Source organism: Flavobacterium sp. GW823-FHT06G12 (genome assembly GCF_058794775.1).
This window is the reverse complement of sequence record NZ_JBXAHE010000001.1, coordinates 1-25,246: the sequence shown is the minus strand read 5'-3', so window position 1 is coordinate 25,246 and position 25,246 is coordinate 1. Positions and strand designations below refer to the sequence as shown.

General features: G+C 33.9%; 17 protein-coding genes. 1 reads left to right on the top strand and 16 read right to left on the bottom strand.

Annotation, left to right across the window (positions count from 1 at the left end; translation table 11 throughout):
• Positions 1-6 precede the first annotated feature (6 nt).
• The 16 genes from AC1Q5Z_RS00085 to AC1Q5Z_RS00010 form a co-directional block, all read right to left on the bottom strand.
• On the bottom strand, positions 7-3,174 hold the full coding sequence (locus tag AC1Q5Z_RS00085; protein WP_492443212.1) for a SusC/RagA family TonB-linked outer membrane protein: 3,168 nt from the start codon (positions 3,172-3,174) through the stop codon (positions 7-9).
• Positions 3,175-3,749: 575 nt separating this feature from the next.
• Positions 3,750-4,406 carry a fructose-6-phosphate aldolase gene (gene fsa / locus AC1Q5Z_RS00080; protein ID WP_343586068.1) on the bottom strand — a complete coding sequence of 219 codons (657 nt, stop codon included), beginning with the start codon at positions 4,404-4,406 and terminating at the stop codon, positions 3,750-3,752.
• 441 nt (positions 4,407-4,847) lie between these two features.
• Positions 4,848-6,173: a xylose isomerase gene (gene xylA / locus AC1Q5Z_RS00075; protein ID WP_345158132.1), complete on the bottom strand. Its 1,326-nt coding sequence runs from the start codon at positions 6,171-6,173 to the stop codon at positions 4,848-4,850.
• Positions 6,174-6,182: 9 nt separating this feature from the next.
• On the bottom strand, positions 6,183-7,664 hold the full coding sequence (locus AC1Q5Z_RS00070; RefSeq protein ID WP_492443209.1) for a xylulokinase: 1,482 nt from the start codon (positions 7,662-7,664) through the stop codon (positions 6,183-6,185).
• Between the two features lies 1 nt (position 7,665).
• The gene (locus tag AC1Q5Z_RS00065; RefSeq protein ID WP_492443206.1) at positions 7,666-8,673 is read right to left on the bottom strand and encodes a GntR family transcriptional regulator; all 1,008 of its coding nucleotides are present in this window, start codon (positions 8,671-8,673) and stop codon (positions 7,666-7,668) included.
• A gap of 503 nt (positions 8,674-9,176) precedes the next feature.
• On the bottom strand, positions 9,177-10,211 hold the full coding sequence (locus AC1Q5Z_RS00060) for a glycoside hydrolase family 43 protein (RefSeq protein WP_198858451.1): 1,035 nt from the start codon (positions 10,209-10,211) through the stop codon (positions 9,177-9,179).
• A gap of 21 nt (positions 10,212-10,232) precedes the next feature.
• Positions 10,233-11,666: an MFS transporter gene (locus tag AC1Q5Z_RS00055; protein ID WP_198858463.1), complete on the bottom strand. Its 1,434-nt coding sequence runs from the start codon at positions 11,664-11,666 to the stop codon at positions 10,233-10,235.
• Positions 11,667-11,941: 275 nt separating this feature from the next.
• Positions 11,942-13,051, bottom strand: coding sequence for an endo-1,4-beta-xylanase (locus AC1Q5Z_RS00050; protein ID WP_343586059.1), 1,110 nt, complete (start codon positions 13,049-13,051; stop codon positions 11,942-11,944).
• Positions 13,052-13,115: 64 nt separating this feature from the next.
• Entirely contained in the window at positions 13,116-15,716 is a 2,601-nt protein-coding gene (locus tag AC1Q5Z_RS00045; RefSeq protein WP_492443203.1) for a glycosyl hydrolase 115 family protein, read from the bottom strand.
• 277 nt (positions 15,717-15,993) lie between these two features.
• Complete coding sequence (gene uxuA / locus AC1Q5Z_RS00040) at positions 15,994-17,157, bottom strand: mannonate dehydratase (protein ID WP_492444120.1); 1,164 nt, start codon at positions 17,155-17,157, stop codon at positions 15,994-15,996.
• Between the two features lie 112 nt (positions 17,158-17,269).
• Positions 17,270-18,007: an SDR family NAD(P)-dependent oxidoreductase gene (locus tag AC1Q5Z_RS00035; protein ID WP_492443201.1), complete on the bottom strand. Its 738-nt coding sequence runs from the start codon at positions 18,005-18,007 to the stop codon at positions 17,270-17,272.
• Between the two features lie 168 nt (positions 18,008-18,175).
• Positions 18,176-20,329: an alpha-glucuronidase family glycosyl hydrolase gene (locus AC1Q5Z_RS00030; RefSeq protein ID WP_492443199.1), complete on the bottom strand. Its 2,154-nt coding sequence runs from the start codon at positions 20,327-20,329 to the stop codon at positions 18,176-18,178.
• A gap of 299 nt (positions 20,330-20,628) precedes the next feature.
• Positions 20,629-21,171, bottom strand: a complete 543-nt coding sequence (locus AC1Q5Z_RS00025; RefSeq protein WP_488754212.1) for a YbhB/YbcL family Raf kinase inhibitor-like protein — start codon at positions 21,169-21,171, stop codon at positions 20,629-20,631.
• An 86-nt stretch (positions 21,172-21,257) separates the two neighbouring features.
• Positions 21,258-22,094 (bottom strand): helix-turn-helix domain-containing protein, encoded by an 837-nt coding sequence (locus tag AC1Q5Z_RS00020; protein WP_492443197.1) that lies wholly within the window; start codon positions 22,092-22,094, stop codon positions 21,258-21,260.
• A gap of 58 nt (positions 22,095-22,152) precedes the next feature.
• Positions 22,153-23,181, bottom strand: a complete 1,029-nt coding sequence (locus AC1Q5Z_RS00015) for a LacI family DNA-binding transcriptional regulator (RefSeq protein WP_198858458.1) — start codon at positions 23,179-23,181, stop codon at positions 22,153-22,155.
• An 83-nt stretch (positions 23,182-23,264) separates the two neighbouring features.
• Positions 23,265-23,702, bottom strand: coding sequence for a PepSY-like domain-containing protein (locus AC1Q5Z_RS00010; RefSeq protein WP_492443194.1), 438 nt, complete (start codon positions 23,700-23,702; stop codon positions 23,265-23,267).
• A gap of 175 nt (positions 23,703-23,877) precedes the next feature.
• Between AC1Q5Z_RS00010 and AC1Q5Z_RS00005 the strand changes: the two genes are divergently transcribed.
• Positions 23,878-24,897 (top strand): proline-specific peptidase family protein, encoded by a 1,020-nt coding sequence (locus AC1Q5Z_RS00005; protein WP_343586041.1) that lies wholly within the window; start codon positions 23,878-23,880, stop codon positions 24,895-24,897.
• Positions 24,898-25,246 lie beyond the last annotated feature (349 nt).

The window sequence follows — 25,246 nt, the reverse complement described above, 5'->3', positions numbered from 1 at the left end:
CGTTTTTTAGAAATTAACAGTTAATCCAAGTGTAGTGATTGTTGGTGAAGGATAACGTCCGTTATCTACACCATTTAAAAGCTGATTTTGGTTTATTGCTCCAACTTCTGGATCGTATCCTTTATACTTCGTAAAGGTTAAAACATTCTGCATGTTTGAGGTCACTTTTACATTTGATATTCCGTACTTAGAGTATAAGTCTTTAGGAAGATTATACGATATTGAAATGTTTTTAAGTCTTACATAAGATCCATCTTCCACAAATCTGTTACTTAAACGATAATTAGATGCCGAAGAAGCCGAAGAAGCTGCAATTCTAGTCATGTAAGGATCTCCACCTACAATCTGAACGTTACGATAATCATTTGGTCCGTTCGGATCGATTAGTTCTAATTGTGCATATCCTAAAGCAGTTTTTAATAAGTTGGTATTCTCACGAGGGTTTTCTAACCATCTTCTTTGGTAATTTAGAACTTCATTTCCGTAAGAACCGGTAAATAAAATGCTTACATCAAATCCTAAGAAAGAAAAACTATTATTAAGTCCGAATGTAAAATCTGGATTAGGATTACCAATATAACCAGCATCTTTTTCGTTGATTACACCATCTTTATTCGCATCTTCAAACATATAATCTCCAATCCAAACACCATTTTCACCAATTGCCATTCCTTCAGGCAATGCTGTTGGTTTTACTACTCCGTTGGCATCTTTATAATAGAAATCTGTTGCTTTTTCAAAACGTCCGATTACTTTATAGCCATAAAATTGTCCTAATGGCTGTCCGACAGCAGTACGAGTAACAACCGTTACGTCTGAACCCTGTTGTAAGGTCTGATCGTAAACACCCGATTCTGAATTCAGTTTCAATACTTTAGATCTATTCACTGAAATATTGAAATTTGATTTCCAAAGAAAATCTTTTCTCTGCATGTTAATCGTGTTAATCGTGAACTCAAAACCTTTGTTTTCAAGAGATCCAATATTAGCAAAAGGTGGCGTTGTAGCTCCTTGACCTGTTGTTCCTACATAAGCAGGAAGTGATAATCTTAATAATAAATCGTCTGTTTTCTTGTAATAAGCATCTGCTGTGATTTCAATTCTATTGTCTAGAAGTCCGATGTCTAAACCAATATTAGTCTGGTTTGATTTTTCCCATTTAAGGTCTGGATTTGCTGTATTGGTTGCAATTTGCCCGCTTCCCCAATTTGTCGCAGAAGTACCGTAAACAGAAGTATAAGCGTTATTTGGTACGCTTGAGTTACCTGTTACTCCCCATCCTGCACGTAATTTTAGGTTGCTAATTGTCTGGTTTTCTTTCAAAAATGATTCATTTGAAACTTTCCAAGCTAATGCAGCAGATGGAAACCAATCCCATTTGTTGCCTTCAGCAAATTGTGAAGATCCGTCTCTTCTAATTGTTCCTGTTAGAATATATCTATCATCAAATGTATAAGTTGCTCTTGCAAAATAAGAACTAAGCGATTTTGTAGAACTTGCATTTGAGTTTCTTGCTGTTGTTGGGTCACCTGCATTTAAATCTGTTGCTCCGTTTGTTAAATAGCCTGAACGGTAACCGTATAGATTTTCCCAGTTTTGCTCTTGAAGCTCTTGAGCCAACATCGCATTAACATTACTTTTTCCGAATACTTTATTATAAGTCAATGTATTTGTCCAAATCCAGTTTTCGCTAGTAGATTTTGTTCTTGATCCTTCTCTTACTTCGTTTGATAATGCTCCAAAAGTATAAGATGGATTAAAAGTATATCTATTTCCAAAACCATAATCTATAGAATATTGTGTTTTAAGTTTTAAATCTTTTGTAAAACCAATTTCTGCATACACATTCCCTCTAATTCCGTAATCTTTTCCGTGATTATCTTTAAGCATTGCAATTCCGAGTGGGTTGGTTTGAACGAATTCAGTTGTATCTGGTCCATCAAAAGTTCCATCAGCATTACGAGACGCTACGTTTGGAGTTTGTTTTAGTGCCGTTAAAATCACAGAATCATCATTAACTGTTGTTACCTGATTGGTTTTGTAAGTATTTAAATTTACTCCTACTTTCATCCATTTTTTTACTTGAGAATCGACTACAGCTCGAATCGTCATACGATCAAATGAAGATCCGATTATTGTTCCTTCCTGATCAAAATAAGACATTCCTAATGCATAAGTGGTAGTATCAGATCCGCCTGAAGCAGATAAATTATAACTCTGGATCAAACCTGTTTGAAATAATTCGTCTTGCCAATTTGTTCCTTCTCCTAATAAATCAGGACGAATAAAATAAGGGTCTCTTTGTACGATTCCTAAATCTGCTCTTGTGTTTTTAAGCGTTCCATATTCTTGCAAATTTAGCACTTGCAATTCTTTAGGCATTTGCTGCCATCCTACATAACTGTCAAAATTTAAAGTCAAATCTCCTTTTCTACCTGTTTTGGTTGTAACCATAATTACTCCATTTGCAGCTCGAGATCCATAAATAGCAGTTGCAGAAGCATCTTTCAAAATATCGATCGAAGCGATATCTTGCGGGTTAATTCCTGAAAGCGGATTTGTATTTAATGAACCTGAATTACCATCTATAATGACACCATCAATTACATAAATTGGCTCATTTGAACCTGTAATAGAACTTATACCACGAATACGCACCGAAGAACTTCCGCCTGGTGTACCACTATTCTGCTGAATCTGCACCCCAGCAGCTCGTCCTTGTAATACCTGATCTATAGTTGTAGAAACAGATTGCGTTACTGCTGCACTAGATATAGAAGAAATAGCTCCTGTCAAATCTGCTCTTTTTGCAGTTCCGTATCCAATAACAACAACTTCTTTCAAGTCATTTAAATTTTCTTCAAGTACAGCATCAATTTTAGTTTTATTGTTCACCGCTACTTCGTGCGGTTTATATCCGATAAAGCTAAAAACTAAAATACTATTAGTAGGAATAGATTGGAGCGTATAAGTTCCGTCAAAATTCGATACTGTACTTGTTTTAGTTCCCTTTACAATAATATTGACACCCGGTATTGGTCCGGCACCATCAGTTACAGTACCTGTAACAGTAATTTGTGCATTTACCGAAGCAGAAAATACCATCATCAGGATTAAGAACCCCAAATTCTTAAAGTATTTAGATCTGCTTTTAGTAATTAAAAAGTTAGTCATAAATAATTGGTTTAATGAGTTAATAGTTGGTTTAGTTAGTTTCTATTTGGCGACTTTAGTATTGCTTTCAATTTTTAACATTTCAAGCGAATAACAACTTATAGTCAAAACAAATATATGCAAAAAACAACAATACACAATCGGTTGCGTTAATTTTTATTCTCAATTTAAAAAAAATATCATTAAAAAAAAGAATTATACGCAGTAAAATTTAAAAAATATTAAACAATCATCAAAAACAGTATTTAATATCACGAAAACGTTAGAGATAATAAATCGTTTAATTCAAAATCTTAAAAAAAACATAAAATGTTAAATTCTTATTTTTTTTAAGCAAGTACTAAAACGATGTAGTAACCGTCGTAAAATTCGTCATAAAATAAATCTTTGTCAATCCCTTATAAAACGGGACTTAAGAAATATTAAATACTGAAAACCAATACACTAGACCCTATAATGTATATTTCTTACAAAACTTAAGAAAGAAACAATCGGTTGCTTTTATTTTATAAAAAAACTCCCTTCTAAATAACTAGAAGGGAGTTTAAAAACTACAAAAAATGAAAAATAAAATATTATAAGTTCATCTTTTTGGCGTCTTCAACAAATTGTTTCAGACCAATATCTGTTAACGGATGTTTCAACAATCCTTTAATCGCAGAAAGGGGTCCTGTCATTACATCGGAACCAATTTTGGCACAATTGATAATATGCATCGTATGTCTCACCGAAGCCGATAATATTTGAGTTTGATAATTATAGTTATCATAGATTTCTCTAATTTCCGAAATCAGATGCATTCCGTCTGTTGAAACATCATCTAAACGTCCTAAAAATGGAGAAACGTAAGTCGCTCCTGCTTTTGCCGCCAATAATGCTTGTCCAGCAGAAAATACCAAAGTTACATTGGTACGAATTCCTTTTGAAGAAAAATATTTACAGGCTTTTACACCATCACCAATCATAGGCAATTTCACTACGATCTGAGGATGTAAAGCGGCCAATTCCTCGCCTTCTCTTACCATTCCTTCAAAGTCGGTTGAGATTACCTCAGCAGAAACATCGCCCTCAACGATATTACAAATGTCAAGATAATGTTTCAGGATATTTTCTTTTCCTGTAATTCCTTCTTTTGCCATTAAAGACGGATTGGTGGTTACGCCGTCTAAAACGCCTAAAGCCTGCGCTTCTTCAATATCTTGAAGATTGGCAGTGTCAATAAAAAATTTCATAAGTTTTTTGGTTTAAGTTAAAAGTGGTTTTGCGTAAAAAAACTTTGTCAAAGTTTTAAACTTTGACAAAGTTCTCAGCATCTTGTAGTGAGTGAAAAATGTGCATTTCGATTGATTCTGCTCTTCAAAAAACCTTCAATAAAAAAAACTCACTTATTATTTTATCAAACTGACTTTTTATTCATTTCAATTTTCAAAAAACAGTAACTAAACCTTCAATCTATTTTTCTTAAATCTCAATGTAAAAAAGCCATAATCTTAATACACATTTTCGAAGTTTTTATCTAAAAAAAACATTTTTAGACATTTTAACGTTTTACAACTATCATGTTTAAAAATTTAAACTTTTTCTAGATTTTTTTTCTCACTAAGTATTTTGTAGAAACCTAACAGTCCCGATGCATCGGGGCTGTTAGGTTGAATATTTAAAATCTAAATCAATTAAATATATTGATTGATGATATTTTCAAACAATTCTTGTTTACCGCTTTGAAGATTTAATTCTCCATTTTCGTGAGCGATAGTATAAAGATCTTTTAAACCTAATTTACCGTCAGCAAAATCTTTACCTTTTCCAGAATCAAAAGAGCTGTATCTTTCTTTTCTTAATTTTTCGTATGGAGAAGAAGAAATGATTTTATCAGCAGTCAGTAAAGCTCTTGCAAAAGTATCAGCTCCACCAATGTGCGCCAAGAAGACATCTTCTAAGTCTGTAGAGTTTCTTCTAATTTTAGCATCAAAATTAACTCCACCACCTTGTAATCCGCCAGCTTTTAAGAAAACCAACATTGCTTCAGTAGTTTCTTGGATGTTATTTGGAAATTGATCTGTATCCCATCCGTTTTGGTAATCACCTCTGTTAGCATCGATACTTCCTAACATTCCAGCTTTTGCAGCCACTTCTAATTCGTGTTGGAAAGTATGTTGTGCTAAAGTAGCGTGGTTTACCTCGATATTGATTTTGAAATCTTTATCTAAACCATAATTTTTTAAGAATCCAATTGCAGTTGCTGAGTCAAAATCGTATTGGTGTTTAGATGGCTCCATTGGTTTTGGTTCGATGAAGAAAGTTCCTTTGAAACCTTGAGCTCTTGCGTAATCCCTAGACATTGCTAAGAATTGTGCCATGTGGTCTAATTCTCTTCCCATATCTGTGTTTAGCAAAGACATATATCCTTCTCTACCTCCCCAGAATACATAGTTTTCTCCTCCTAAAGCGATTGTAGCGTCTAAAGCCAATTTTACTTGTCCACCAGCTCTTGCTACTACATTAAAATCAGGATTTGTAGCCGCACCGTTCATGAATCTTGGGTTTGAGAAACAGTTTGAAGTTCCCCAAAGCAATTTAATTCCAGAGTCTGCTTTTTTCTGTTTTAAGTAATCTGTAATGAATGCCAAACGTTTTTCTGATTCTGCGAAAGTTGGCCCTTCGTTAATCAAATCGTAATCGTGGAAACAGAAATAATCGAATCCCATTTTGCTAATGAATTCAAAAGCAGCATCTGCCTTATCTTTAGCTGCCTGATACGGATCTGATGAAGCATCCCAAGCAAATTGCTGCGTTCCTGGTCCGAATGGATCGCTACCCTGTCCGCAGAATGTATGCCAATAAGCGATAGCAAATTTAAAGTGCTCGCGCATTGTTTTTCCAGCCACAACTTGGTCTGGATTGTAATATTTAAATGCCAAAGGATTGTCAGACTCTTTTCCTTCAAACTTAATTTGGCCAATACCTTTGTAGTATTCTTTATCTCCTAAAACTATCATTTGATTCTTTTATTTATTTGTTAATATTAATTCTAATTCTTGTTTCCATTTTTTATAAGCTGCTTCGTATTCCTCTTTATTTTTTAGAGGCAAAAAAGTCATTACGTGATCGTTTGTCGTAATTCCTGAACCAAATTTTTCAAAGTCACCATCTGTCAAGCCTACTGCTCTTGCCGCTCCTACTGCTCCGGTTGTATTGTAAATTTCTATTTCATATCCAATTAATGTGGCAACTGTATTAGAGAAAATTTCGGAACGGAATAAATTATCATTTCCGGCTCTAATTACATTAATCGTTGCATTGTCATCTTTCAAGCATTCCATTCCGTACACAAAAGAAAACGCAATGGCTTCCAAAGATGCTCTGAATAAATGTGCGCTGGTATGAATATTAAAATTCAAGTTTAAAATATGAGATCCAATGTTTTTATTATTGAACATTCTTTCGGCTCCATTTCCAAACGGAATAACAACCAATCCTTGTGAGCCAACATTTATCTGAGACGCCTTTTCATTCATTTCTTCATACGACTCATTTCCGATATTGTTTCGCATCCATCGGTATTGAATTCCTGCTCCATTAATATTCAGTAATTTTCCAACTCTCGGATTTGATTCTGTATAATTTACATGAACAAAGTTGTTTACACGAGTACTTTTTCCTGAATTTGTTTCTGTAACAGCATAGAAAACGCCTGATGTACCACCAGTCGCTGCAACTTCTCCCGGACGAAGCACATTCAATGACAAAGCATTATTTGGCTGATCTCCTGCTCTGTAGACGATCGGAATTCCTGCAGGAAGACCAGATTCTTGTGAAGCTTTTTCAGTAACAACACCTTGATTCGTAAAATTCTCTACAATTTTTGGAGTTAATATTGTATCGATTCCGTAATATTCTAAAAGCCAGTCGGCTACTTTATTTTCTTTATAATCCCAAAGCATTCCTTCAGACAAACCATTTTTGGTAGTCGTTACTTCGCCCGTTAATTTCAAAGCGATGTAATCTCCCGGAAGCATATATTTAGAGATCTTATTGTAAACTTCAGGTTCGTTTTCTTTCACCCATTTTAGCTTTGAAGCAGTAAAATTTCCTGGCGAATTCAATAAATGCGACATGCATTTTTCTTCTCCAATTTCGGCGAAAGCCTTATTTCCAATTTCAACCGCACGGCTGTCACACCAGATAATTGAATTTCGAAGCGCATTTCCGTCATTGTCCACAATCACCAATCCGTGCATTTGGTACGAAATACCAATTCCCTGAATTTTAGAGGCATCAATATTTGCTTCTTTAATCGCTCTTTTAGTCGCTGTACAAATGTGCTGCCACCAAATTTCAGGATCTTGTTCTGCCCAGTCTGGGTGAATCGAAAGGATTTCCATTTCGTTCTGCGGTTCATTCAGAACGATTACTTTTTTGCCCGTTTCTGCTTCTACCAAGGCCGCCTTGACAGAAGAACTTCCAATATCATATCCGATATAATACATACTATAATGATTCTCTTATTATTAATTTTGTCGGCACATAACACTTCGTTTCTTCGTCATGCGTAATAAATGCCGCTGCTTTGGTTCCTAGTTCTTTAAAATCAGTTGAAACAACCGAAATTCCTTTGTATATAAACTTTTTCATTGGGGTTTCGTTATAAGATAAAAATCCAACGTCTTTCCCTGGTTCATAATCTTTCTCTTTGCACTGTTCTAAAAAGTGTCCCAAAATTCGGTCGCTTACACTGATATATGCAATTCCTTTCTCGATATTGAACTTTTTTGGATCTGTAATCACTTCATATTCAAAACCAAAATCGGCACAGAATTTTTTAAAATATTCTACCGTTTCCCACGGATGATTTGTAAAATCTGGATATACAAATTGTATTTTTTTATACTTTTTAAACAGATCTGCTGCTTCTTTTAAAGACTCATAAAACGCTTTCCCGAAATCCTGAAAAACATAATTATTCGCTTTATCTGCTCTAATATTCCAGTCAATCAAAAGCAGTTTATCTTTTGAGATTGCCGACAATGCTGGCGGAATATCCTTGTGGTCAAAATTCATTACCACATATTTGTAATATTTCCCGATTCCGTTATTAATGATCGTTTTAAAAACATCAATATTATAATGGTGAAACTGCACATCGATAATCACATTATCAGGCAAATTATTCACAACCGAATGATACAAAACCTCCTTATATGCCTTAAACGTATCCAAAACCAAAAGCACTTTTCTTGTTTCACCCGCTACATAATAGCCTTTGTTAGGCACAGAATCGATTACTTTTTGATCTTTTAAAATTGAATACGCCTTAAAAACCGTATCTCTTGAAAGCTGATATGTTTTGCAAATCACATTTACAGACGGGAGCAAATCTCCCTTTTGCAAAATATTTTCCGCAATAGCATTTGTAATTCCGTCAACCAACTGCTGGTACTTCGGAATATCACTTTCGTGATTTATTATAAATTCAAATTTTTCTTCTTCTTTTAGCATACCGTTCTGTTCCGTTCTGTTATGCTAAAGTAGCTAAAAATCTTTTATAAAAAATTATTTTTTACATGAATTATGTTATTTTTTTTTAGCTTCGGAAGAGCGTAATATTTATAGAAAATTAAAGTGCACATAGATTAAAAACTCCGGCGGAGCGACACATTTATCGCAAAATAATATATCACCCCGCTGGGGCTTTTTACAATTGGGCGTTCTAAAAATTCTATAAATATTTCGTCCCTCTGGGGCTTCGCGAGTAACTCCAAATAAGACTCCCATCTTTGTCGAGTTTCTTTTAGAGATTTCTCCTCCGTCGAAATGACCAACTAGATGAAATATCTATAGTATTTTTTTCTATCATAGCTCTGGAAGAGCGTAATATTTATAGAAAATTACAATCCTCACCTATTAAAAGCTCCAGTGGGGCGACATATAACACATCATTATAAAACTCAAAAACAACACAACCGATTGTATTTTTTTTCAAATTTTTTTACACAGAAAAACTAATCTATTAATCTTCTTATTCCGTAAGGATCTATTGTGATAATCGAACCATCTTCTAAATAATCGATTTTGGTTACTTTCATGCTTCGCAAATGTGTTACTCCTTTTGACAAACTAGAATCGTGGTAAAACAAATACCATTCACCTTCTACTTCGCAAATCGAATGATGCGATGTCCAACCCACAACTGGATTCAAAATTCTTCCTTGATATGTAAAAGGCCCATACGGATTATCGCCAATTCCATAACATATAAAATGTGTATCTCCCGTCGAATAAGAGAAATAATATTTTCCGTTATATTTATGAACCCAAGAAGCTTCAAAAAAACGACGGTCGTTATCGCCTGCTTTTATAACTTCTCCATTTTCATCCAGAATTAAAATCTCTTTTGGTTCTTCGTCAAATTCCAACATATCTTCTCGAAGTCTAGCTACAATAGGGCCTAACTCTTTTTCATTTGCTAAAGGTTCTTCATTATTCTGATCGTATTTGTTATTTCGGTATTTCTGAAGCTGTCCGCCCCAAATTCCTCCAAAATAGATATAATGTTTGCCATCCTCGTCTTCAAAAACCGCTGGATCAATACTGTAACTTCCTTTTATAGCCTCTTTTTCAGGAATAAAAGGTCCAACAGGCGAATCTGAAATAGCCACTCCAATCTGGAAAATTCCGTTAGCGCGTTTGGCAGGAAAATACAAATAATACTTTCCGTTTTTGTGGGCTGCATCTGGCGCCCACATTTGTTTTTCCGCCCAAGCAACATCGTCTACGTGTAGCGCTACGCCATTATCAACCGCTTCTGATGAAATATCTTCCATCGAAAAAACGTGATAATCCTCCATCCCAAAATGATCTCCATTGTCATTAAATGGAATTCCAGCATCGATGTCGTGTGAAGGATAAATATAAATTTTACCATTAAATACATGTGCCGAAGGATCGGCTGTATAAATGTGTGATACTAAAGGCTTTGAAATCGCCAGTTCATTAATTTCCTCAAAATTAATGTGTTCAATGCTATCTTCAGGCATAGTGATATTTTGTTTAAATAATTAAGTTCTTCGTTCTTTAAGTTCTGTTTCGATTTGCACTTCCATTTCTTTATTGATTTTATAGAAAAACAGCAATCCAGCTCCAATTAAAAAAGGGATTGCAGGGAAAATACTCACTAGTAATTTGATTCCGTTTATAGCTGTTTCTGATTGTTGAGAAGCATTTGGAACGTAATGGAAATAGCCTAAAAACAGGGTTGTTAAAGCGCCACCAACACTTAATCCTGTTTTCAATCCAACCATCATTGCAGAGAAAATAATGGCCGTTGCACGACGGTTATTCAGCCATTCTGAATAATCGGCAACATCGGCAATCATAGCCCAAAGAATTGGTATTGTGATTCCGTAGAAAAATCCGTGTAAGATTTGAGAAAAAAACATCAATCCAATTGAAGCTGGCGGAAAGAAATAGAAAGCAATAATGAATAAAGTCGAAATGAATAAAAACACTCCAAAAACATTTCGTTTTCCATATTTGTCTGCCAAGTTCTTAGATAATGTAATACCGACAATCATAAAGATAATTCCTCCCGCATTGAATAAACCGAAGCCCGCAGAAACTGGATCATTACCAAAATGATTTAGCCCAATCGTAGTTAGAAAATCTAATATTGGCTGAATAAAAACGGCTAACTGTTCTTTGTTTACATAGTTTTCAAAATAATATACATAAGAACCGCCTTTCATCGCCAGGGTCACAAAAACCAAAGTCGTCAGGGTAAGCATAATTACCCAAGGTCTGTTTTTGATTAAATCGCTTAAATCTTCTTTAACGCTTGATTTTTGTTCTGGTTTCGGAATGATTCTTTCTTTTGTCGTTAAAAAAGTAATTAAAAGCATGATCGTTCCAATAATTGCCAGAGCAGTCATTACTTTCTCGATTCCAATTGCTTTATCGCCATTTCCAGCACTTTTAATAATTCCAAGCATAAAAACCTGAACAAAAAACTGAGCAAACATAACCGCCACAAAACGGTAGGAAGACATACTGTTTCTTTCTTTCATATCGCCTGTAATCACACCACTTAAAGCAGAATACGGCAAATTGTTTCCTGCATAAAAAAGCAACAATAAAGTATATGTTACAACGGCATAAATTACTTTTCCTTTATAAGAGAAATCGGGAGTTGAAAATGCTAATAAGGCCACTACTCCAAGCGGAATCGCTGTTATTAAAATCCATGGTCTGAATTTTCCCCACTTGGTACTCGTTCTATCTGCTACAACTCCAATAATTGGGTTAAAAATAAAAGCGGCGATTAATCCAACGATCAGCATAATAATGGAAGAATCAGTTGGCGACAAGCCGTAAATATCGGTGTAGAAATACGCCAGATAGGTCATCAAAGTTTGAAAAACGAGATTGGCAGCAAGATCTCCTAAACTGTATCCAATTTTTTCTTTGATGGATAGTTTTTGTGAAATTTTAGTCATTGGTGGGTTTGTGGTCATTTTGTTGGTTAGTTAGTTTTTACTCCTGCAAGGTTTTCATAACCTTGTAGGTTTCCTATTGATTAAAACTGCTCTTCAATTTTATGCCTACAAGGTTATGAAAACCTTGCAGGAATGCAAATTATAATTAAAACAATCGGTTGTGTAAAATTAGACAAAAAAACATATTATGCAAATTTACTTCACTTTATTTAAGTTATTTTTCAAACCACAACCGATTGTCGGGTAATTCATCAATCCTTACGCCATTTTATTATTTATTCTTTGGTCTCTTTAAGATTTAAAATACTATCGTAAGCTTTTTTATGTCTTAAAGTTGCATCAAATGGTAACGGATAATTTGTTCTTCCTTTTATCGGCCAATCATTTAACCAAGATTGTCCATCATGAACGCCCCAAAAAGTAACTCTACTGATTTTATCTTTGTGTTTCAAAAATAATTTAAAAATCGAAGCGTAACGTTCTGCAAGCTTGTTTTGAATAGAATCTGGCAATGCTTTAGGATACGGATTCATTTTCGCGCTTCCTTCAAAATTTTGACTAATTTCTGCCCCTTTTAAATCCCACGGATTTGGCAATACTGTAATATCTAATTCTGTAAACGCTACTTTAACTCCTAAAGCCGAATACTCTAAAATACTTTTCTCAATTTCTTCTATTGACGGGCTTCCTAACCTCCAATGTCCTTGAATTCCAATGCCATCTACTTTTCCTCCTTCTGCTTTTATTTTTTTGATTAAGGCAATCGCTCCTGCCCTTTTTGCTGGTTCTTCAATATTATAATCGTTATAATACAATTCTGCTTTAGGATCTGCTTTTGCCGCTAATTTGAATGCATCAACAAGATATTTCTCTCCGAGTGTTTTCAAAAAAACAGATTGTCTCAAAGTTCCGTCCTCATTTAAAGCTTCGTTTACAACATCCCAAGAATTGATTTTTCCTTTGTATTTGGAAACAATCGTATTGATATGATCTTGCATAAAAGCTTTCATTTCTGTGCTGTCTGCGATTTTCTCCATCCAAGGTGCCAATTGGCTGTGCCAAATCAAAGTATGTCCGTGAATAAACATTTTATTCTTTTCTCCATACGCGACAAATTTATCTGCTAAAGTAAAATCATATTTGTCTTTTTGCGGATGTACATACATAGATTTCATAATATTCTCAGCCGTAATTGCATTAAATTCTTTTCGAATAAGAGAATCTTCTTTAGCATTTTTGACTTCGATTTGATCCGCACTTAAAGCGGTTCCAATATAAAAATCGCTTTTATAAGCATCTTTTAATGAAGGCGTTTCTTTTTGCGAAGTGCAGCTCATAGCCAATAAAGTCGTGACGGCAAATAAATAAGGTTTAATAAATTTCATATCTTTTGGTTTAATAGTTAATAGCTTTTATTCGTTTAGTTTTGTCCATTCCTGAACAGAAGAATCATTCCTTTCTAAAACTCTCTGGCGGCCCCAAATACGACTCCAAAACTTTTCCTTCTTCCGTTTCAATTACAATTTTTTGAAGCACTAAAGCAGAATCAATCGCATAAATTTTCAAAACATGATTTCCTGCATTTTCTATTTGATGAGTTGAGGTTATAATTTTAATATTGTTTGCCACCGATTCTGCCCAATTTTTCTCCGAAGAATCTTCGTTGAGGTTCATAATTTGAGGTTTTTCTGAATCGAAAGCAATTCCGTATTTTAATCCGTCCCCTATTTTAAAATTGATTGTCGGCGAAAAATATGCTTTTACCTTTACTTTTCCTTTACTGAAAAAACAAACATCATATTCTAATCTTGGCGATTGTTCTGAAATTTCAAACGGTTGAATATTTGAAGGCTTTATAGTTATTCCAGAATCTGTTTTACCCAAATTTGGAATTAAAGTCCATTTTACTAAATCTGAATTTATAGCTTTAGAATAATTTTTACTTTCTATTGAAATGTAGCCGTTATTCTCTATAAAACCGTGAGCATTTTCTAAATTTTTAGTAATCGATGTTTCAACCTTTGGAGAATTCTCAGTCGAAATTTTTGCTTGAGCTTTGATTGAAATTTCAACTGTTTTTGTTTTCGGAATCACATTTTTTTCTGGCTGTTGCCAATTATCGTAACCAATATGCGTTTGTGCCATCATGTGATTCCATTTGCCATTTGCCAATTTCGTATGATAATAATTGGTAAGCTCACTATCTTTTTCAAATAACTCTTTTACTTTTTCAGCATACGCATTTGCAACGGCATTACCTTGTGCTACATACAGCTGATTTTTGGCTGTTGCAACATACATTTCATTTAAATTGGAACTAGCCAAAACTGGAAACAAAACCAATTGGTAAAAAGCATCTTTATATTCTGGTTGTAATTTTTCGTTAATAGAATTGGCTTTTTCTACCAACTTTTGATAATCAGCAACAACTCGATCAGCTTCGTTATAATTGGTTACGCTGTATGTTTTAGCATCTAATAATTCCGGTTTTCTTCGCGCGTTGTATTTGGTATATAATTTTAAAATAGTGGCAATTTCTTCTGTAAACTGATTTCCGAAATTTTCTTTTGCCCAATTCACATAATAATCTTCCAAATTCTCTGCATTAAACTTTTCAGGATTCCAAGCCATATCCAAGAAAAAGGCAATCGGAAATTCCATTGGTTTGATATCGCCTACATTTACAATCCAGATTTTATCAACTCCATATTGATATGCTAAATCCATTTGTTCCCAAGTACGCTCAATTTGGTTCGTATTGATCCATTTATAATTTCTTGGCCCTCCAACATAATCGTAATGATAGTAAATTCCGTAACCGCCTTTTCTTGGTTTTGAATCAAGCTCTGGAAGTTTTCGAATATTCCCCCAATTATCATCACACAATAATAGTGTTACATCATCTGGAACAGTCATTCCTTTGTCGTAATAATCTTGAACTTCTTTGTAAAGCGCCCACATTTGAGGCGTTTCTTCAATCGGTTTTTTAGTTACTTCTTGAATGATATTTCGTTGGGTTTTGACAATATTTTCTAATAAATCAATTGCAGTTCCTTCGGTCATAGGTTCATCGCCGTCGCCACGCATTCCGATTGTAACAATGGTTTCTTTATTTCCCATTCGTTTAATTCCGTCTTTCCAGAAATTAATCAAGGCTTCCGAATTGGTATTAAAATCCCATTTCCCATTTGATTTTCCCCATTCTGCGTGTGCTCTTGTTAATGGTTCATGATGCGAAGTTCCCATCACAATCCCGTAGTCATCGGCCAAAACAGCATTCTGCGAATCTTCAACATAAAACATTCTGCCCCACATTGCTGGCCACAAATAATTGCCTTTCATTCTCAGAATCAATTCAAAAACCGTATCATAGAATTTTGAATTGAATCCGCCATATTTCTCAAAAGCCCATCCTGTTAAAGCTGGAGCTTCATCATTTATAAAAATTCCACGATATTTTACTTTTGGTTCTCCCTGCGTGTGAACTCCAGGCAAAACATGTAATTCTGATTGTTTTTTCACTGGAACATCTGCCCAAAAATACCAAGGCGAAATTCCAATTTGATTCGATAAATCGTAAATTCCGTAAATCGTTCCTCTTTTATCTGAACCTGCGATTACAAGCGCTTTTTTAATTCCTTTAAACGGATTTTCAACAATCTGTGTTGTAAATTTTTCCCATTTTCCCTGAAGCGCACTTCTGTCGATTTTTCCTTTTTGGACTAATTGATCGATGATTTTACTTTTTCCTAATGTTCCAATTATGACAACAAAATCTTCTCCTTCAGAAATTTTTTTAATTCTTTTTGGATATAAATCTGAAACTTTAAAAAGATCATTTTCTAAATGTCCAACCACTTTTAAAACTCCTGCATAATCTTTATCATCAACTAAAATCGAAGCCGTTTTTCCTTTACTTACTAAAGGAAAGTTTCCTGCAGAAGCCTGATTGACTACATATTTATCTGGATTTATAGCGTACGAATTTGTACTTAATCCGATTAGGAGAAGTAATAGAATTAGACATGAAGCTTTAATTTTTAAACACATAGAATCATAGATTTTCTTTGTCTGCAAAAGGTATTTTATTTGTTTAAACAAACATAGTTTCTGTTGTTTTAAATCCGACAGGTTTAAATTCATTACAATTAGCACCAGTTTTGTCATTTCGACGTAAGGAGAAATCTTCGCAAGAAACTCTACAAAGATTGGGTTTACGTTTTGGAGCTACTAACGAAGATTTCTCCTTACGTCGAAATGACAAAACAGTACGTTTATAATCTTAAACCTAACCGGTTTAAAAAAATGTTAGGATACTTAACTTTATTTATAGACCCAATTTATAACCAATTCCCATTTCCAAACCTCTCAATTCAGCAAGACCTTTTAATCTTCCCGTTAAAGAATAACCTGGATAAGTTTCTGTCGCTTCATCAACTCGATGAAGAAAACCATGATCGGGACGCATTGGAAGACTTATTTTGGTTTTGTTCATCAACAACAATAATTTCTCCACAATTATTTCCATTTTAACATCGCCGTTTAAATGTTCTGATTCCCTGAAAATAGTTTCGCTTTCGCGGATAGTATTTCTAAGATGTAAAAAGTGAATTCTATTTCCAAAATCGTCTATTATTTTTTCAAGATTATTTTTTGGATCTGCACTTAATGAGCCTGTACAATAACACAATCCGTTTGCTGTTGAAGGAACGGCGTTGAAAATAGCTTTCAAATCGGATTCTGTCGAAACGATTCTTGGAAGTCCTAAAACCGAAAACGGTGGATCGTCTGGATGAATCGCTAATTTTTGTCCGTTTTGTTCTGCGATTGGCGTTACTTCAGATAGAAAGTAAATCAGGTTTTCTCTTAGTTTTTCGTTATTAATAGCAGCATAATTATCTAAAAGCGATAAAATCTGTTCTGCCGTAAAATTAATTTTGCTTCCTGGCAATCCCAGTAAAACATTTTTAAACAGTAAAGCTTTTTCATCTTCAGATAATTGATTACCAAATTTTAAAGCTTTTTCTTTTTCAGTATCAGAATAATCATTTTCAGAATTCGGTCTTTTCAAAAGAAACACATCAAAATAAGTAAATGCATCCTGATTGTATAGTAAAGCTTTGCTTCCATCTTCATTTATAAAATTATGATTGGTTCTTACCCAATCCAGAATTGGCATAAAATTGTAGGTTATAATTTTGATACCGCAATCTGCCAGATTCTTTAAACTGATTTTATAATTTTCAATGTATTGCAAATAATTTCCAGAAGCGCGTTTGATTTCTTCATGAACCGGAAGACTTTCAACCACAGTCCATTCCAAACCATAATTGCGAATGATTTCCTGTCTTTCTTTTATTGCTTCAATCGTCCAAATATCTCCAACCGGAATTTGATGCAATGCGGTTACAATTCCCGTTGCTCCAGCTTGTTGAATATCGATCAACTTGACGCTATCACTTGGACCGAACCATCTCATGGTTTGTTGCATTTTTATCATACTTCTCTTTTTTTATGCCACGAAGGCGCTAAGTCACAAAGTTTTATTTAAAAAAACTTAAAGGCAAAATACTTCGCGCCTTTGCGAGCTATTTCATCTAGACTTAAAATCCTATACTATTTCCGCCATCAACAGGCAAAACTGTACCAGTAGTATATTTTGATTCGCTTAAAGCGAAATAATATACCGCATCTGCAATGTCTGAAGGTTCTCCTAAAAAGCCCATTGGAGTTCTTCCTAATACTTTATTTTTTCTTTCTGGATCATTATCCAAAGCAGCAGCAGACATTTTGGTTTTAATAAATCCAGGAGCAACACAATTTACACGTATTCCTGCCGGCGCTAATTCAGTTGCCATTGCACGTGTCATCGATTCAATTGCGCCTTTACTTGCCGAATAAGCAATTACTTTTGGGATTCCGTATTGAGATGCCATCGAACTAATGTTGATGATACTGCCGCTTCCGTTAGATTTCATATTTTTTATAACTTCGCGACTTACCGCAAAAACACTCAACAAATTGGTATGAATTATCGAAAGAAAATCTTCATCAGTTACCTCTGGAATTTCTTTTTTCATGTTGATTCCAGCATTATTTACCAAAATATCAATTGAATTTTCTTTTGTGATGCTTTCAATCATCACAGGAATTCCAGCTAGATTATTTAAGTCAAAAATTATTGGAATAGCATTTTCTCCAATTTCCTTACAAGCATCTTCTGTTTTTTCTTTTGATCTTCCAATTATGTAAGTTTTTATTCCGTTATCACATAATTTCTTTGCTGTCGCAAAACCTAAACCTGAATTTCCTCCAGTTACAATTGCTGTTTTCTTACTCATAATTTTCTATAAAATATATTTTTTGTATACAGATGAAACGGATTTGCTATCGCGAAATCGCTGATTTACGCGGATTTTTTTTCTCACTTTCATTAAAAAAATCCTCCTTTTTTCCGTGTCTTTGCGATAGCAAATCCGTTTTATCTGCGTTACAATTACTCAAATTTATTATCCATTTCCTGGCGCAAAAGGAAATTTTAATGATTCAAAATGCTCTAAAGTTTGTGTTGGTTTTTCTACTCCCGCTGGAAGTTCTTTCCCTGAAAACTGCTGAAAATATAGCAAACATGCATCGCGCCACCATTTTGCTTCTTTATACTGAATTTCTAATAGCATTTTTACTTCGTTAAAACGTTCGCTGTCAATATATTTTTCGGTTTTCTTCCAAACATTCTGCATCTCTTTTACCTGATTTACGCCTTCCTGATATTTCAATGCCATGCCATTCCAAAGTGTCTGACCGTTTTTCAGTTTATAATCCCATGAAACATGATGAAACCATAAAAGATCTTTTTCTGGGCAAGTTTCTAAATTATCAAAAAGTGTTTCAACTTTGGGTGCATATTGTGCAGTCGCATTAGTTCCCGTTTTTGATCGGTCAAAACCAATTCCGTTTTTGTCGGCTTTATGATAATACGTTGGATTCCATTCTGGTCTTGATAAATTAGAAACCCAAGGTCCTGGCCCGTAATGATGCCCCGTATCCATAATATGATGTAAACCCAGCGGTGTCATATAATTTACAACCGCTTCTCGCGATTCAATCATGATATCTTTTACAGGTTTAATGAAGTTTTCGTCATTCGAAAAAGTGCTTCTCAGCCATTCGTCCGCAATACTATCAGAATCTAAATACGGATTCCAAGCCAATCGCCCAAAACCATACCAATTTGCTTGTGCAAAAGGATGTCCTGTCCAGTTTAAATCGTTTCCGATATTGGCAACGCCAGCAATTCCAGTTAGTTTATTTTGATATAGAGTTCCGTCTACAACTTTCGCAACAGTCGAACCTTTTCCTTTTTGATAGGTATCAGATTCCAGAACTTCTTGAAATAATTTAGGCAGAAAAACCAAATGCGTACTGAAACCTAAATACTCCTGCGTGATTTGAAATTCCATCATTAAAGGCGTTTTCGGCATCGCGCCAAATAACGGATGAAAAGGTTCTCTTGGCTGAAAATCGATTGCTCCATTTTTGACCTGAACAATTACATTTTCTTTGAATTTTCCATCATAAGGCTGAAATTCAGCGTAAGCTTGTTTGGCACGATCATTAGCATCATGTTCAGAATATACAAATGCTCTCCACATAATTACACCGCCAAAAGGCGCAACAGCATCAGCAAGCATATTTGCTCCATCAACGTGATCTCTTCCATAGTTTTGTGGACCTGGCTGACCTTCAGAATTGGCTTTCACCAAAAATCCTCCAAAATCTGGAATTCGTTTATAGATTTCTGCTGCTTTACTTTTCCACCAATCAACTACTTGAGCATCTTTTGGGTCGGCTGTTTTTAAGTTTCCAATTTCGATCGGTGCCGAAAATCTTGCTGTTAAATAAACTTTTATTCCGTAAGGTCTAAAGACATTTGCCAAAGCTTCAACTTTTTCTAAATATTGTGGAGTCAGAATTAAAGCATTGGCATTTACATTAGTCAAAACCGTTCCGTTAATTCCGATTGAGGCATTCGCTCTAGCGTAATCAATATAGCGTTCATCGATAAAATCTGGAAGTTTCTGCCAATTCCAAAGCGAAAATCCAGCATAACCTCTTTCGACTGTTCGATCTAAATTATCCCAATGATTCAGGATTCTGATATTTGTTTTTGGAGAATCAGCAATATTTAAATTCTTAATCGATTTATTAGTCTGCAATATTCTCAGGAAATTGAAAACTCCATATAAAACGGCAACGTCATTTTTTCCTGTAATAATGATTTGTTTTTTGTTTTTAAAAGAAATGGATCTGATAATAAAACCTTCGTCATTTATTTTTTCAAAATCAGATTTCAGTTCATTTTTGATTTCAGCATTTAAACTTATTTGCGAACCAACAATTAGATTATTTTCTCCTTTTATATCTGATTTGATTTCTGGAATAACACTCAGCATATCTTCAAAAGCTGTTTTAAGTTCTTTCTCCGCAATTTTAATGGTTTCTGAATTTCCTAAAACAACAATTCCTTTAAGATTGTTTTTGTATTCTGAAGCCATTGCAGAATTACTCACGGCATTATACTGAAGCCATAATTTATAATCCTTTTGTGCCAAAGCCGGAAAGGAAATCAAAAGAAACAGGAAAACAAATCTTAATGAAGTCATCTGGTTTTAATTTATTCTTTACAATCACTATTTTAAAAGAATCAATGTTTTATTCTCAATTAAGAATATTTAATAAAATTTTAATTTAAAAAATAAACAATCTTAAATAAAACAACAATTGCAATCGGTTGCGTAAAAATATAAGATTGTTATTTAAGAAAAAAATTTTAACGCTGCTTTTTTCAAAAAAATAATTTTATTAACAAATAAAGGCAGGATAATTTAAAAAACTATCCTGCCTATAGTACCGTAAATTTTAGATTTTAAGAATTCAGAGATTAGAATTCTTTACTGACACTTTATCTTTTGTAATATGCTACAATACTGGCTTTTGCCAAAGTCTGATTCCAAAGATTAAACCCTACTACTGCCGGATTTGTATTCTCATCTGTTCCCAATTTATCAGTTTTTAAAGCATAAACGGTAATGATATATTGATGATATCCGTGACCAACTGGCGGACAAGGCCCTCCAAATCCTTTAATACCGTAATCGGTAACACTTTGAATTGCTCCTTTTGGAACAAGATTTTTAGTTCCTGCGTTGGTTACCAATTCGTTTACATTTGCTGGAATATCAACTACAACCCAGTGCCAGAATCCGCTTCCTGTCGGCGCATCTGGATCGTACATAGTTACGGCAAAACTTTTGGTTCCTTCTGGAGCATTTTTCCAAGACAACTGTGGAGATTGGTTTTCTCCTGAACATCCAAAGCCATTGAATTCCTGAACTTTTGTAGTTTCCCCTCCTAAATCTTTACTAGTTAAGGTAAATGTTTTTTGTGCAAAAATAGATGTCGAGAAAATCGCTGACATCGCTAAAATTAAACTAAGCTTTTTCATTTTATCTGATTTAAAATTTTAAGCAAAGTTAGATTTGGAATAACTGAATAATTTTAGGAAAAGGTTCAAAAACTGTTGCAAAAAGTTCAAACTGCTTTATGATGTTTTGGAGTTACGCCATATTTGATTTTATAAGCCTGACTGAAGCTTGAAAGATTTTCGTAACCGGCTTCAAAATAAACTTCAGAAGGGCTTTTTTCCTGACTCAACAAATAATGCGCATGTTCAAGCCTTTTGTTTTGAAACCATTTTATAGGAGATTCTGAATAGTATTTTTCGAATTCTCTTTTAAAAGTCGAAACACTCATATTACATAAAAAGGCTAATTCTTTTAAAGTCAGTTTGCTTAAATGACTGTTTTCGATAGTTCGAATGAATTTTTGCGCAGCATCATCACTGTTTGTAGTTAAAGAATAAAGAAAATTAGTTCCATATTTATCAATGAGATAGAACATAATTTCTTCAAATTTTACTTCTAATAATTTTGGCTGAATAGCTTTTGAAAGGTTAGCAATATCGACCAAACTTTCTACAAAACGTTTTAGAAAATCATCATAATCAAACGCATAAACTGATTTTAACTCACTAGATTCTGAATTTTCAGATTCCATTTTTCTAATGAAATTATGAAGCATTTCGTTAGAAAAAAACAAAAGAACACTTTTATAAAGAGAAGTTTCAGAAGTTCTTTTTTCTGTCATTAAACAATTTCCAGATCTCATTATAATAAACTTAGAAGGTGTTATTGACAAGGCTTCATTGTCAAAAATAACTTCTTTTGTTCCTTCAATCAAAAAACTAATTATGTTTTGATTGAGAATAATCTGCTGTTTCGAAACGTCTTTAGAACTATTGTAACTCACAACATGCACCTGTTGTGATTTTTCTAAATTCATTTCGTCTGGAAGTGTAATTGTTTTCATAAAAATATTGGCTTACCAAATAAATCGATAAGCCTTATTATTTTAAATATTCTTGATTTTATTTCTGAGTAGATTCTCTTGCGAGTACTTCTGTGTTTAAAAAAGTAATTTCTTTAGCGTCATCATTTTTAGCCGATTTCAAATTCTTGATAATGATTTCTGCTGCCGCCTTTCCCATTTTTTCAGCTGGGTGTGTTATAGTCGACAAATTAGGATCGATAATCTGCGAAATCGGATCATTATTAAAACCAATTACTTTAAATTCTTCTGGCACTTTTATACCGCGTTTTTTAGCCGTTTGTACGGCGCTTACAGCAATAATATCTCCAGGAGCAAATAATCCGTCTGGCATTGGTTTCAAATCAAATAAAGCATTGCTTGCTTTCACACCGTCTTCGTAAGTAACTGAATTTAAATTGACAATCAAGTTTTCGTCTATATCAACATTATGATCTTTCAAGGCTTCAATATAGCCTCTTTTTCTTTCATTATATAAATTTCCTAATTCTGATCCTGCCGTAATGTGTGCAATACGAATACAGCCCTGCTCAATAAGATGTTTTGTAGCTTTATAACCTGCTGAGTAATTATCAATTACAACTCTAAAAGTATTATAATCTTTAGGAACTCTATCGACAAAAACTAACGGAATATTATTGTTTGAAAATTGATGAAAATGTGACGTATCGCGCGTTTCCATTGCCAACGAACAAATTACACCACTCACACGATTACTGTAAAGAGATTTCGCCATATTGACTTCTTCTTCATAGGAGTCATGTGACTGCATAATGATTACAGTATAATCAGACTTTTGAGCCGTAATTTCGATTCCGCTGATTAATGAAGATAAAAAGGGCTGTGTAACTGTTGGAATTAAAACCCCAATGGTTTTAGTTTTATTACCTCGTAAACCTGCAGCCAAAGTATTAGGAACAAATCCCATTTCTTCTGCAGTTTTTTTCACTTTCTTTATCGTTTTATCACTAATTGTGTGATGGTCTTTTAAAGCTCGTGAAATGGTCGATGTTGCCAAATTAAGTCTTTCAGCAATATCATAAATCGTTACATGTTTATTTTCTTCCATAAAAACAACTAATAGAAGATGTAAATATAAACTATTTTCTCTCACGTTTATATTTTCAAAAATCACTTAAAAACTAAAACACATTACCTATGTTTCCTATCTTTTAAAATTTTACCATCTTTCGTAAACTCCAAATCAATATTATTGGTTAAATCGACATCCAAATCTTTATGCCCATAGTCTATATGAGTAATTTTTTCATTAGGATAATTTTTGGCAACATAAGCTTTAACTGCATCTGGAATAAAATCTGCTGGAATTGGATTATCTCCACCATCTACTTCTCGATAGGAACCATCTTTCCAGAACTCTACTTCTGTTCCGTCTTTTAGTTTTACTTCAAAACCTTTTTCCCCATGTTCAGCATCTTTTTTAGCAATTTCTATTGAAGTATGGCTAAAGTGCTTTTTCAGAAATTCCTGTGCTGATTTTGGAAGTTCTGTTATTTCAATTTTCTTTTGCGCACTGACGCATATTGTTATACATAACAATATAATAGTCAGAAATACTCTCTTTTTCATAATTTCACTTTTTAAGTATACTTTCACTAATTTACAATAAGAAAAAGCACTTACAAATTAATTTAAGAAACTTTTATCTCTATAACACATTGATAAAATAGCACTTACATCCAAAAAAGTTCTTAATTTACATCTTAAAATTTGTAATTTAGTATAAACCGTCAAACAAAAACATATGCGTTACATTTCTATTCTAGTTCTTACATTATTAATTGCATCATGCAAAAATGAAAATCAAGCTAAAATATTACCTGCTTATTTTACCTATAATCAAGATAAAGTTGAATCGGCTGGAGTAAAAATGATTCCAATAAAAACACCTATTGGAGAATTTAAAGTCTGGACAAAACGATTTGGAAACAATCCTAAAATAAAAGTTTTATTATTACATGGAGGACCAGCAATGACTCACGAATATATGGAATGTTTTGAAACATTTTTTCAAAGGGAAGGTTTTGAATTTTATGAATATGATCAATTGGGTTCTTACTACAGCGATCAGCCAAAAGACAGTACTTTATGGACTACAGAACGATTTGTTGAAGAAGTTGAACAAGTTAGAAAAGCTATTGACGCAGATAAAGAGAATTTTTATGTATTAGGAAATTCATGGGGAGGAATTCTAGCAATGGAATATGCTTTGAAATATCAGCAAAATATGAAAGGTTTATTAGTATCAAACATGATGGCGAGTGCTCCAGAATATGGAAAATACGCTGACGAAGTTTTAGCAAAACAAATGAAACCAGAAATTTTAGCAGAAATAAGGGCTTTGGAAGCCAAAAAAGACTTTAATAATCCAAGATATATGGAGCTATTGATTCCTAATTTTTATAAAGAGCATTTATGTCGACTTGAGGAATGGCCAGACGGTTTAAATCGAGCTAGCAAGCATGCAAATGGAGAAATTTACACTTTAATGCAAGGTCCAAGCGAATTTGGAATAAGCGGAAGATTAGCCAAATGGGACATTAAAAATCGATTACATGAAATTACGATTCCAACCTTAATGATTGGTGCAAAATATGACACAATGGATCCAAAAGCAATGGAAGAGCAAAGTAAATTAGTCAAAAAAGGACGTTATTTATACTGTCCAAATGGAAGTCACTTGGCCATGTGGGATGATCAAAAAGTTTTTATGGATGGTGTAATTCAGTTCATACATGATGTTGACGACAAAAAATTCAATTAAGACAAAAAAAAACATAACACACTGACTTACAAAGCATAAAAAACTTATTATGTTTCCCTTTGGGCCAGACTATCCACTCTATCTTCTATGGAAGAAGTTTTTGGATAATACAAATGTTCTTTTTCCAAAGAAAGATGCCATTTCCATCCTAACGCGATCCTATTGGAGGAGTATATTCATTCTCTAGAGGTAAATACGAACATTAGAAACACATTTTAAATCTGATAATTTAAAAAATGGCTATAAAACAAAAAACCCTATCCGGTTTGGATAGGGTTTTCAAAAGAAAGGCGACGACATACTCTCCCACATAACTGCAGTACCATCTGCGCAGGCGGGCTTAACTTCT